This is a genomic window from Candidatus Effluviviaceae Genus I sp. (assembly GCA_016867725.1).
Classification (GTDB): domain Bacteria; phylum Joyebacterota; class Joyebacteria; order Joyebacterales; family Joyebacteraceae; genus VGIX01.
Map to the genome: position 1 here is coordinate 21963 of VGIX01000018.1, position 12068 is coordinate 34030.

A 12068-nucleotide genomic window follows, 5' to 3' on the forward strand; every position below is an offset into this window, starting at 1 on the left:
CTTCAAGAGGGAAGAGACACATGAAGCTCCAGCTCGAGTTCGAGACCGAAGCAAGCGCGAGGATCAAGGTGGTGGGCGTGGGTGGTGCCGGCGGGAACGCCGTGAACCGCATGATCGAGTCGGCCTTCACGGGCGTGGACTTCGTGGCGGTCAACACGGACGCGCAGGCGCTCGAGTGCTCGCTCGCTCCGCACCGCGTCCAGATCGGCCGGCAGCTCACGCACGGGCTCGGCTCGGGCGGCAACCCCGACGTCGGCCGGAAGGCGGTCGAGGAGGACGCCGAGCAGGTCGCCGGCGTGCTGCGCGGGGCGGACATGGTGTTTGTCGCTGCGGGCATGGGGGGCGGCACGGGAACGGGAGCCGGTCCGGTCGTGGCGAACATGGCGAAGAAGCTCGGCGCGCTCGTCGTGGCCGTCGTGACCAAGCCCTTCCTCTTCGAGGGGCAGTACCGGATGCGCCAGGCCGCCGACGGGCTCGCCGCGATGAAGCAGGAGGTGGACACGGCGATCGTCATTCCGAACCAGCGTCTCCTCGCCGTCGCGAGCAAGACGACGCCCATCCGCGAGGCGTTCCGCATCGCCGACGACGTCCTTCTGCGCGCGACGAAGGGCGTGACCGACCTCGTCACCGTCCCCGGTCTTGTGAACCTGGACTTCGCCGACGTTCGCTCCGTGATGACCGGCATGGGGGACGCCGTGATGGGCACGGGCGTGAGCGGCGGGAAGAACCGGGCCGTCGAGGCCGCGCAGTTCGCCATCGCGAGCCCGCTTCTCGAGGACGTGAGCATCGCCGGGGCCAAGGGCGTGCTCGTGAACGTCACGGGCGGCGCCGATCTCACGCTGCACGAGATCAACGAGGCCGCGACGGTGATCAACGACGCGATCGGGGCGGAGACGAACATGATCTTCGGCGCCGTCCTCGACGAGAGCATGAAGGACCAGCTCATGATCACCGTCATCGCCACGGGCATCGGCGGCCAGACGAAGCGCCGCGAGGCCGAGGCGCCGCGCGAGAAGAAGGCCGAGACCGGCAGGCTCGTGCCTCGCCACCCGGCGCCCGAGCAGCCGCCGCGCGGGCGCACGGAGCGGCAGCCGGAGCGGGAGCCCGGGATCGGCGATCCGACGCCCGGTCTTGCGTGCGCGAGGGAGTCCGGACCGCGCAGGAGCACGAGACGCGACCTCGAGATCCCGACCTTCCTCAGACGCCAGATGGACTAGCCGGCTACCGCGGCGAGGCGCGGCCGTCAGAACGGAGAACGACCATGTCCCTCTTCACAAAGCTCTTCGGGCTGGGGGAGAGCGACCACTACAACAAGGGGATCGAGTACTACAACCGCGGGGAGTACGACAAGGCGGTCGTGGAGTTCGAGGAGGTCATCGCCACGATCAAGGACAAGTCGGACCCCTACTACCAGCTCGGCGTCTTCTACGCCGCCGAGACGCACGCGCATCTCGGGTTCGCCTTCTACAAGAAGGGCGACCTCGCGCAGGCCGAGGAGCAGTTCCGGAAGGCCATCGAGGAGAACCCGCGCTACCCGGACCTCCACTACCATCTCGGCGTCATCTGCGAGAGGGATGGGAGGTTCGACGAAGCGGTCGCGGCGCTGAACGCGGCGCTCACGATCAACCCCGACTACATGGAGGCCTATTGCTATCTTGCGATCGCGCTGAGCGAGGCCGGCAAGCACGCCGAGGCCGCCCAGGCCTTCGAGCAGGCCGCCGCCCACGGGCTCAAAGTGCCCATGCCGGGGGCGCACCGGATCGCGGAGGCAAGCCAGAAATACCTCCACCCTCCTTTCGAGGAGCTCCGCGGCGCGGCCCTCGGCAAGGAGGAGTTCCGCGATCTTGTCAATGAGGCGATCACGGCCTACAACGACGGCAGGACCGAACAGGCCATCGCCGGGTTCGAGAAGGCCGTCGAGCTCAGGCAGCGCTATCCCGACATCCGCTGCAGGCTCGCCATCGCCTACGGCAAGGTCGGGCGGTACGAGGACGCCATCCGGCAGCTCGACGGCGCCGTCGAAGCCAACCAGAGCTACGTCGAGGCGCTCCTGTTCAAGGGCGTCTACAGCCTCAAGCTCGGCCGGCACCGCGAGGCCTGTGAGGCGCTCAAGCGGGGCGTCGAGCTTCGGCCCGACTACTGGGACCTTCGGTGCTACCTTGGGATCGCGTACTTCAAGCGCGGCATGCTCGAGGAGGCGGCGCGCGAGCTGGCGAAGGTGACCTCAGCGAGCCCGCGGTACGCCCTCGCGCACTACTACCTCGGCATGGCCACGCTCTCGATGGGGAGGACCGACGAGGCGGTGCGGTCGTTCCGCGTCGCGTTCGAGGACCCCAAACTCTCCGGAGAGCTCCAGCGGGAGTCCGCCGACATTCTGCTGGAAGTGGGCGACTACGGCTCGGCGATCGAGCGCTACCGGGCGGCGCTGTTCCAGAACCCCGGCTACGCCGACCTTCACTGCGGGCTCGGCGTGGCGCACATGGCGCGGTCGGAGCACGTCGAGGCGGAGAAGGCGTTCGAGGAGGCCGTGTCAATCAACCCGGGGTACGCCGAGGCGCACCTGCACCTCGGCAGGGTGAAGATGCATCTCGGCAAGGAGGCCGAGGCGACCGAGCACCTCGAGAAGGCCATCGCGCTCAGGCCCGGCTACGCCGACCTCCACAGGGAGCTCGCGGGACGCTACATCGCAGGGGAGCGCTACAACGAGGCGATCTCCGAGCTCGAGAAGGCCATCTCGATCAACGCCAACTACGTCGAGGCGCGGCTCATTCTCGGCCTCACCTACAGGCGCGTCGACCGCCCTGAGGAAGCCGACACGCAGTTCCGTGAGGTCCTGAGGCTCGACGCGAGGAACCCCATCGCCCGCGCCGAGCTGTCCGACCTCACGCCCCTCGAGTGGCAGCTGCGGAAGCTCCACGCGTGAGCGGGAAGGGGCGGCCCAGCGGAAGGGGCCGGGCCCGCGCCGCGCTCCCGGTCGAGCGGTGGCTCGGCCCGCGCCCCGGCAGGCCCGCGCCGGCCGACGCGCTGTCCGTCGTCGTCGTGTCCCCGACGGCATACTCCCTTGCCATGAGCAGCCTGGGCTTCCAGACCGCCGTCTCGGCGTTCTGCGCGGAGCCCGGCGTCCGCTGCGAGCGGGCATTCCTCCAGGCGTCTGATCCGCGGTCGTACGAGGCCGGCAGCGCGCTCCGGCGCTTCGACGTCGTCGCCTTCTCGGTCTCCTTCGAGCGCGACTTCCTCGCGGTCGCGGCCTGCCTGGCCGCGGCGGGCATCCCGCTTCGCGCGCGCGACCGAGGGGACCGCGACCCGCTGGTCGTCATGGGCGGCATCTGCGCCTTCCTGAACCCCGAGCCCGTCGCCGAACTCATGGACGCCGTCCTTATCGGCGACGCACGCGCGCTCGTGCCGCCCTTCGTCGAGGCGGCGTCGGCCGGCCGCGGCGCGCCGCGGGCCGACCGTCTCACGGCGCTCTCCCGCGCCCCCGGGGTCTACGTGCCCTCCCTCTACGAGGTGGTCCGGGACGGTCCAGTCGTCACCGGCTTTCGTGCGGCCCGCGGCGCGCCGCTGCCCGTGCGGGCGGCGCTCGCCCGGGACGCGCTCGCGGAGAGCACGGTCCTGTCGGACGGCGCGCTCTTTGAGAACATGTTCCTCATCGAGACGGCGCGGGGTTGCGCGCGCGGCTGCAGATTCTGCGCGGCCGGCCACGTGCTCACGCCCCGGCGCTCGAGGGGGGCCGCGGAGGTCATCGATGCGGTTCGGAGGGCGTCGGCCGACGCGGCGAGGGCGGGACTTGTCGCGGCCGCCCTCGGGGACCACCCGGGCCTCAGGGAGATCCTCCGGACGATGTGCGAGCTCGGGTGCGAGGCGAACGTGTCGTCGCTGAGGACCGAAGCGGTGGACGGAGACCTTGCGGCGCTTCTCGTCCGCGCCGGCGTGCGGACGGCGACCATGGCGCCCGAGGCCGGCACGGAGGCGCTGCGCGAGATCGCCGGGAAGCGGATGCCGGACGAGGTGCTGCTCCGCGCGGCGCGCGACCTCGGCGCGGCCGGGATGCGGCGGCTCAAGCTCTACTTCATGGTGGGGCTTCCCGGGGAACGCGAGGAAGACGTGCGGGCCATCCCTCCGCTCGTGCGCGCGGTCCAGGGCGAGTTCGCGGCCGGTCGGCGTGCTGCGCCGGTCTCGGTCGGCGTGTCGGCGTTCGTTCCGAAGCCGAGGACGCCGTTCCAGTGGCTCGCCATGGCCGGCGAGCGCGACGTGCGCGCGAAGCTCGCGTTCCTCAGGCGGTCGCTCGCGGCGCGTCCGCGCGTCGGGTTCTCATGCGAGGGACCTCGCGAGTCTCAAGTGGAGGGCGTGCTCGCGCGCGGCGGGCGCGAGGTCGCCGCGGCGGTCGAGCTCGCGGGGGCCGAGGGCGTTCCCTGGAAGGCGGCGCTCGCCCGCGCCGGCGTGGACCCGGACCTCACCGTCGGGCGCGAACGCGCCGACGATGAGGTCTTTCCCTGGGAGATCGTCGAGGTCGGGACGCCGCGCGCGCAGCTTCTCGCCTCGCTGGCCGCGGCGCGCGATCTCATGCGCCGCCGCCCGCCGGGCGCTCAGTGAGCGTCCGCCATCTCCCGGATCGTCCCCAGCAGGTCGGGCAGTGAGTAGGGCTTCTGGAGGAACCTGAAGCCCCTCTCGCAGATGGCGGGCCACTGCGCCTTCTGGTCGGTGTACCCGCTGGCCAGGAGGATCTGGATGCCGGGCTTCCTGGCCGTGATGTCGGTGACCAGCCCCACGCCGCTGCGGTCGGGGAGGACCACGTCGCTGAAGACGATGTCGAAGTTGCCGCCCTCGGCGTCGAAGAGCGCGATGGCCTGTTCGGCGCGACCCGCTTCGTACACCGTGTAGCCGCTCTCCCGCAGGGCCCTGCTCGCGAACTCGCGCACCGCGTCCTCGTCCTCGACGAGGAGGATGCGCTCGCCGTGCCCCTTCGCGTCGCCGGGCGCCCCGGCGTGAGCCTCAGCCGTTGCTTCGGCGCTCTTCTCCTCGGAGACGGGGAGGTAGATGCGGAACGCCGTTCCCTTGTTCGCCTCCGTCTCGACCGCGATCCAGCCTTCGTGCTGGCTCACGATGCCGTACACCACGGACAGGCCCAGACCCGTTCCCTTGCCCTTGCCCTTGGTCGTGAAGAACGGCTCGAAGATGTGCTCGAGGACGTCCTGCGGGATCCCGCCTCCGGTGTCCTCGATCGAGAGGCGCACGAAGAACCCCGCGTGCGCGCCTCTCATCGTGCGGGCCTCGCTCTCGCCCACCATCACCACGTCCGTGCGGACGGTGATCGTCCCGCCGTCCGGCATGGCGTCCCTCGCGTTCACCACCATGTTGGTGATGACCTGCTCGAGCTGGCCGGCGTCGGCCTGCGCGCACGCGCCCGCGGCCGCGAGGTCGGTCTCGATGCGAACGTCCTCGCCGACGAGTCTGCGGAGCATGCCGCGGAGGTTCGTCACCGTCGCGTTGACGTCCATCGGCTGGCGCTGAAGCGGCTGCTTCCGGCTGAAGGCGAGAAGCTGTCTCGTGAGGCCGCTTGCCTGGTCCGACGCCTTGCGGATCTCGCCGACGTCGGCCTTGGTCTGCTCGTCGAGATCGGGGCGGCAGAGCAGAAGCTCGGAGTATCCCGCGATGGCCGTGAGCAGGTTGTTGAAGTCGTGGGCGACGCCGCCCGCCAGGCGCCCGACGGCCTCCATCTTCTGCGCCTGCAGGAGCTCATCCTGCGCGAGCTGAAGCTCCTCGATGCTCCTGCGGAGTTCCTGCATGAGCGTCGCGCGCCGGAGCGCGGCCCCGACCTGGTTGGCGAACGCCCTCATCGCCGGCACGTCCCGCGGCGCCAGGTGGTCGGCGTGGACGGACAGCACGCCCAGCAGGTGATCCTCGGCGATGAGCGGGGCCAGGATGAACCGTCCGATCCCGGGAGCGCTTCCGCACGCGGCGATCGCCTCGCTCGGGGGCGGCGGGTCCACGGAAGCAGCAAGTTGCTCCGCGCCCTCGACGAAGACCGCCGCGCGCTCGTGCGTAGGCTTCCAGTATGCGTGGTCGCGATCCGTCCTGACCCGCAGCCCCACGAGTCGCGTTCCCAGCAGGGTCTCGACGTCGCCCACCTCGCTGCGCGTTCCGCAGGCGTGCGCCACGCGGAGGTGCTCGCCGTCGTCCTCCGCAAGGAGCACGGCGCTCGCCACGCCGATCGCCCTGAGTTGCGCCGCGGCGGCCGCGAAGACCTCGTCGGGGGTCTGCGTCTCCTCCATGGCCAGCGCGGCGGCGTTGAGCGCCTCGAGCAGCCGGTCGGCCCGCTTGTGGTCCGTGATGTCGCGAACGACCGCGAGGGCGCCGTCGGCTGCGGGCACGACTCGCGCCTCGAAGTCGCGAACGTCGCCGTCGGGCATCGGCACGGGCAGCCGGTACTCGAAGCTCTGCATGCGGCCCGTCTCGATGGCGGCCCGGATGTGCCGCAGCACGTCCTCGGCGAAGTCGGGCGGGAAGACGTCCCCGAGGCTCCTCCCGATGAAGGCGTCGTGCGGCAGCGCGAGCTGGGCCTCGTCGGGGGCGTCGCACCCGAGGAACACGCCCTCCCGCGAGAACTGGAACATGACGTCGGGCACGGCGTCGAGGATGGCGCGGGTGCGGGCCTCGCTCACGCGAAGCTGTTCCTCGGTCCTCTTGCGCTCGATCGCCAGGCCGATCTGGTTCGAGACGAACTCGAGCATCTCGAGGTCCGTGAGCCCGAACTCGTCGGCGTCGGTGTAGCTCTGCACGACCAGCACGCCCGTCACCTCGCCCGACACGCGCAGCGGAACGCCCAGCCACACGAGGGACGGCGTGCCGACCATGTCGACGATGCCGTCCGCGACCCAGCGGTCCATCTGCTCGCGCTTGAGCAGGAGGGGCATGTTGTGCTTGATCACGTAGGCCGACAGCGTCCTCCCGGCCGGGTATGTCCGGAAGTCCTCCTGGTCCTCCTCGTCCACGAAGTAGTTGAGCGAGATCGTGTCCGCCGCCCGATCGTACAGAGCGATGAAGAAGTTCTCGGTGTTGATGACGCGCCCGAGCTCGGTGTGAATGGTCCGGAAGAGCTCCGCGGTGTTGCGGCACGTGTGGACCGCGTTGGCGATCTGCTGCATGACCTGCTGGAGTTCCTCGGCCCGCCGGCGCTCCGTGATGTCGACGCCGGAACTCAGGGTTCCCCTCACGCGGCCGTCAGCGTCGCGGATGAGCGCGTTGTGCCACTCGACCATCTTCCTCTCGCCCGCCGCCGTGAGGACGGCGTTCTGCGCGTGCTCGTAGAGCTGTTCCTGACCGGCCATGAGCCCGCGGAAGACGCGGCGCGTCGTCTCGCGGGTGTCCTCAGGGAGGAAGCTCTCAAACCAGCATCTGCCGACGATGTCCGATTCCGCAGCCTCGAGGACCTCGCACCCCTTCCGGTTGACCATCGTGACGCGACCCTCGGCGTCGAGGGCGACGAACACGACGCCTGCGAGGTCGAGGTAGGTCTGCGCCTCGTTCCGCTCGCGTTCGAGCGCCTGCTCCATGCGGCGGCGCTCCGTGATGTCGATGCCGATCCCAAAGAGCGCGTCGTCCTGTCCGAAGCAGCTCGGGAGGTGTCGGCCGCTCCACTCCACGAGCAGCCGCCGCCCGTCCTTCGCGATGACGTGGTTCTGGCTCGTCGTGGGGAGGTTCCGGGTCATGATCTCCTCGAACACGGGAGCAAGCGCGGCGTGCTCGTCCTCGGGGACGAACGTCGCGACGTAGTCCGTGCCGATGACCTCGTCGGCTTCGTACCCGAGCGCCTCGAGCATCGCGTCGTTCATGAAGCGCGTCGTGCCGTCGCGGCCGATGACCACGAAGAAGACGGGGGAGGCCTGGACGACTCGCATGCCGAGATCCGCGTCCCGCGGGAGGCCCGACTGAGCGTTCTTGTGAGACGCCATCGCTCTCTCCGTGTTCCGGGGCACCACCATCGGCCCCCGGCGTCAGGGCATCCGAGCCGCCGCCGGCGGCCCGATGGGCCGGGCGCCGGCAGCATCGACGATGTCGTGCGTTCCCTTGCATCCCCCGTGCCACCAGAGAGACCGAGGGTGGTTCAGGAAAAGCGTTGGACGCGCGGGCGGCGGTTGTGTTACAGTCACGCCATACCGGACCGCTGTGGATCCCGAGGCGCGGCGGAGAGCCAACGCTTGGCGCGCCGAGCCCGAGCGGAATCCCACCACACCTGCGGAGGTGGATCTTGAAGATCAAGGCCGACATGGACGGAGACGTCGTCGTCGTGAACCTGTCCGGCAAGCTGATGGGCGGGCCTGAGAGCGAGGAGCTGCGAGCGGAGATCAAGAGGCTCCTCGACGAGGGAGTCAGGAAGTTCGTCATCAACATGAAGGGCGTGCCCTGGATCAACAGCACCGGGCTCGGCACGCTCATGGCGGTGTACACGAGCATCCAGAGAAGCCAGGGTGCGCTCAGGCTCTGCCACGTCTCGGACCGCATCCAGAGCCTCTTCATGATCACGAAGCTCCTCACGATCTTCGAGACCTTCCACGACGAGGGCGAAGCGAAGGCGAGCCTCGGGACGGCGAAGGGCAAAGCGTGAGCGTCGCACAGCACGCGGACTCGAGAGGCAGCCGCGCCCGCAAGGTGAGCGCCGGCACGGAAGAGCTGAGGCTGCGGAGCGAGCTCGACTCGCTCGATGCCGTCGACAAGGCCACGTTGCGCATCGCCCGTCGCGCGGGGTTCAGCCGGGAAGCCGCGACGGCGATCGCGATGGCGATGATCGAGGCGGTGACGAACGCGATCGTCCATGGGAACCGGCGGAGCTCGGACAAGGCGGTGTTGGTCCGCTACCACTGGGCGCCCGGCAAGCTCAGCGTGGACGTGCACGACGACGGTGAGGGGTTCGACGTCTCGTGCGTGTTCGACCCGACGGATCCCGGTCGTTGCATGGCCTGCTCGGGCCGCGGCATCTTCATCATGCGGCAGATCATGGACACGGTGGACTTCGACATGCCGAAGGGCTGCGGAACCACGGTCACCATGACGAAGGAGCGCTGACGGGGCGGGGCCAGACGACGGCATGGAAAGCGAACGGGGGGCCTTGCGAGGCCCCCCCGTTCCTTCTCCGCACCCGGTCGTCCGTCAGGCCTTCCGGTACTTGTCCAGAGCGCCCGACTTGATGCACGTCGCGCACACCAGGATCTTCCTGGGCGTCCCGTCCACGACCACGCGCACTCGCTGGAGGTTCGGCAACCACCTCCGCTTCGTGAGGTTGTGCGCGTGGCTCACGCTGTGGCCCACGTGCGGGTGCTTCCCGCAGAGCTCGCACTTCCTGGACATCGTTCCCTCCGTGGGATCTCGAACCCAAGCGACCGTAGCACACGGCGGGCGGGTCCCGCAAGCGCTTTCCCGGCGGCGGTCCGGCCGGGCCTCCTTGACCCCCCGGCGGTCCTCGTCTAGAATTCCCAACGCAAGCCTGCCGCACGCCGGCCGGGGAGGACGCCACGGCACACGGGACGACCATCCTCTCAGAGGTGCGCTACCTCAAGGGCGTCGGCCCGGCGTTCGCAGGGCTCCTTGCGAAGGCCGGCGTCGAGCGGATCATCGACCTTCTGTACTACGTCCCCCGGAACTACACCGACTGGTCCAGGATCGCGAGCGTGGACTCGCTGAGGGCGGGCGACCGCGCGACGGTCGTGGCGCGCGTGCTGTCGTGCGACGTCACGCGCCGCGGCCCGCGCCGGACCTTCGTCGCCGCGCTCGAAGACGACTCCGGCGCAATCGTCGCACGGTGGTTCAACCAGCCGTACCTGAACTCCGTGCTCAAGGTCGGCACGAAGGCCGTCGTGAGCGGAGAGGTCCGGTTCGACCGCTTCGCGCGGCGTCTCGAGCTCGCCAATCCGGCGTTCGAGGTCATCCGCGAGCAGGAGGCGGTCGAACTCGTGCACGCCGGGCGCATCGTGCCGGAGTACTCGAGCGTGGGGGAGCTCTCCGGGCGGCGCATCAGGCGCTTCGTGAAGACGGCCATCGACGGGTTTCTCGGCGACGCGCCGGAGCCGCTGCCGGGGTGGGTGCTGCGCAGGCGACGACTGCCCGCCGTCCGCGACGCCCTGGCGCGCGTGCACTTCCCCGCGTCGCTCGAGCAGGCTGCGGAGGCGCGCGAGCGGCTCGCCTTCGAGGAGTTCTTCCTGTTCCAGGTGATGGTCGGGATCAGGAAGAGGCGGGCCGCCGCGGACACGCCGACGGCGCGGTTCGCGTGGAGCGAGACGGAGCACGCGAGGCTCCTGGCCGCGCTTCCCTTCGCGCTCACGGCCGCCCAGCAGCGCGTCATCGGCGAGATCAGGGCCGACATGGCGCGGCCCGCATCGATGAACCGCCTGCTCCAGGGAGACGTGGGCTCCGGCAAGACGGTGGTCGCCGCGGCGGCGATGCACCAGGCCGCCGTGGGCGGCTGCCAGGGGGCCATCATGGCCCCGACGGAGGTCCTGGCCGAACAGCACCACCGGAACCTCACGCGGCTTCTCGCGCCGCTCGGCGACCGCGTCGCCCTCCTCCGCGGAGGCATGCGCGCGGCGGAGCGCGAGGAGGCGCTCGCGGCGATCGAGAGCGGCGCGGCGCAGATCGTCGTCGGCACCCACGCGCTCATCGAGGGCGGGACGCGCTTCCGGCGCCTCGCGCTCGCGGTGATCGACGAGCAGCACCGGTTCGGCGTTGTCCAGCGCGCCGCGTTGCGGGCGAAGGGCGGATCGCCGGACGTCCTCGTGATGACGGCGACGCCCATTCCGCGGACGCTCGCCATGACGGTGTACGGCGATCTCGACGTGTCGGTGCTCGACGAGCTTCCCCCCGGGCGGACGCCGGTGGTGACGGCCGTCCGAGACGAGGCGGGAAGGGCGAAGGTCTACGAGTTCCTGAAGGCGGAACTGGCGGAACGCCGCCAGGTGTTCGTCGTCTACCCGCTCGTCGAGGAGTCCGAGAAGGTCGAGCTCGCGGCCGCGACGGCGATGTACGAGAAGCTCAGGACGAGCGTGTTCCGCGGGGTGGAGGTCGGCCTCATTCACGGGCGCATGCGGCCGGACGAGAAGGACGCGGCGATGGAGCGCTTCAAGGCCGGCGCCACCGGCGTGCTCGTCTCGACGACCGTGGTCGAGGTCGGCGTCGACGTCGCCAACGCGACCGTGATGGTCGTCGAGCACGCCGAGCGCTTCGGGCTCGCGCAGCTCCACCAGCTCCGCGGGCGCGTCGGGCGCGGGGCGCACCGCTCGTACTGCATCCTCATGGTCGGGCGGGGCGCGTCGGACGAGGCGCGCGAGCGCATCCAGGTGCTGGCCGACACCAGCGACGGTTTCGTCATCGCCGAACGCGATCTCGAGCTGCGCGGCCCCGGCGAGTTCCTCGGCGTGCGGCAGCACGGGCTGCCGCGGTTCTCGGTGGCGGACCTCGCCCGCGACGCGCGGCTCCTCGCGCTCGCGCGCGAGGACGCGTTCGAGCTTCTCGGGCGCGATCCGGACATGCGTGGGGACGAGACCCGCCGCGTGCTCGACGCGCTCTCGACGCGGTTCCGGGACGCGCGGTCGTACATCGACGTGGGATAGGAGGGGACCATGACGCGCGACGAGTGCCTCGCTCTCGTGAAGGCCAACTGCTCGAACCGGAACCTGATCAAGCACATGCTCGCGGCCGAGGCGGTGATGGCGGGGCTGGCCAGGCGTCTGGGAGGCGATGTCGAGGCCTGGGCGCAGGCCGGGCTCGTGCACGACCTCGACTACGACGAGACCGCGAAGACGCCCGAGCGCCACGGGCTCGTGTCCGCCGACATGCTCACCGAGCGGGGGTTTCCGGCGGACATCGTCCACGCCGTCAAGGCCCACAACGACCACGCGCCGCGGGAGGGCCTCATGGACAAGGCGCTCTACGCCACCGACCCCGTCACCGGACTCGTCGTCGCGGCGGCGCTCATGCACCCCACGAAGAAGCTCGCGAACGTCGACGTGGAGTTCGTGATGCGGCGGTTCAAGGAGAAGCGCTTCGCCGCCGGCGCGAACCGCGAGGCGATCCAGACG

General features: G+C 70.3%; 9 protein-coding genes. 7 read left to right on the forward strand and 2 right to left on the reverse strand.

Going from position 1 to position 12068, the window contains the following annotated elements:
* The first annotated feature begins 20 nt into the window (after positions 1–20).
* The 3 genes from ftsZ to FJY74_05690 are packed head-to-tail and all read left to right on the forward strand — an operon-like array spanning position 21 to position 4593.
* A complete protein-coding gene (gene ftsZ / locus FJY74_05680) occupies positions 21–1217 on the forward strand; it encodes a cell division protein FtsZ (GenBank protein ID MBM3307797.1) in 1197 nt (398 codons plus the stop codon).
* A 44-nt stretch (positions 1218–1261) separates the two neighbouring features.
* Positions 1262–2923, forward strand: a complete 1662-nt coding sequence (locus FJY74_05685) for a tetratricopeptide repeat protein (protein MBM3307798.1) — start codon at positions 1262–1264, stop codon at positions 2921–2923.
* Positions 2920–4593: a radical SAM protein gene (locus tag FJY74_05690; GenBank protein ID MBM3307799.1), complete on the forward strand. Its 1674-nt coding sequence runs from the start codon at positions 2920–2922 to the stop codon at positions 4591–4593. Before FJY74_05685 ends, FJY74_05690 begins: the two co-directional genes overlap by 4 nt.
* On the opposite strand, the gene FJY74_05695 is transcribed toward FJY74_05690, so the two are convergent.
* Positions 4587–7952, reverse strand: a complete 3366-nt coding sequence (locus FJY74_05695; GenBank protein ID MBM3307800.1) for a PAS domain S-box protein — start codon at positions 7950–7952, stop codon at positions 4587–4589. The genes FJY74_05690 and FJY74_05695 overlap by 7 nt on opposite strands.
* A gap of 296 nt (positions 7953–8248) precedes the next feature.
* On the opposite strand from FJY74_05695, the gene FJY74_05700 reads away from it, so the two are divergent.
* Together FJY74_05700 and FJY74_05705 are read left to right on the forward strand one after the other, a co-directional pair.
* Entirely contained in the window at positions 8249–8605 is a 357-nt protein-coding gene (locus FJY74_05700) for an STAS domain-containing protein (protein ID MBM3307801.1), read from the forward strand.
* A complete protein-coding gene (locus tag FJY74_05705) occupies positions 8602–9063 on the forward strand; it encodes an ATP-binding protein (GenBank protein ID MBM3307802.1) in 462 nt (153 codons plus the stop codon). The genes FJY74_05700 and FJY74_05705 overlap by 4 nt, the downstream gene beginning before the upstream one ends.
* 84 nt (positions 9064–9147) lie before the next feature.
* On the opposite strand, the gene FJY74_05710 is transcribed toward FJY74_05705, so the two are convergent.
* Positions 9148–9345: a 50S ribosomal protein L28 gene (locus FJY74_05710; protein ID MBM3307803.1), complete on the reverse strand. Its 198-nt coding sequence runs from the start codon at positions 9343–9345 to the stop codon at positions 9148–9150.
* Between the two features lie 182 nt (positions 9346–9527).
* Between FJY74_05710 and recG the strand changes: the two genes are divergently transcribed.
* Both recG and FJY74_05720 read left to right on the forward strand, forming a co-directional pair.
* The gene (recG, locus tag FJY74_05715) at positions 9528–11600 is read left to right on the forward strand and encodes an ATP-dependent DNA helicase RecG (protein ID MBM3307804.1); all 2073 of its coding nucleotides are present in this window, start codon (positions 9528–9530) and stop codon (positions 11598–11600) included.
* A 9-nt stretch (positions 11601–11609) separates the two neighbouring features.
* Positions 11610–12068: HDIG domain-containing protein (locus FJY74_05720; GenBank protein MBM3307805.1), on the forward strand; the 459-nt coding region annotated here is incomplete at its 3' end.

Excerpts from the sequence above, each read along its gene's own strand:
- FJY74_05685 (MBM3307798.1), top strand. The coding sequence starts at position 1,262 with ATGTCCCTCTTCACAAAGCTCTTCGGGCTGGGGGAGAGCGACCACTAC.
- FJY74_05695 (MBM3307800.1), bottom strand. The coding sequence starts at position 7,952 with ATGGCGTCTCACAAGAACGCTCAGTCGGGCCTCCCGCGGGACGCGGAT.
- FJY74_05710 (MBM3307803.1), bottom strand. The coding sequence starts at position 9,345 with ATGTCCAGGAAGTGCGAGCTCTGCGGGAAGCACCCGCACGTGGGCCAC.
- ftsZ (MBM3307797.1), top strand. The coding sequence starts at position 21 with ATGAAGCTCCAGCTCGAGTTCGAGACCGAAGCAAGCGCGAGGATCAAG.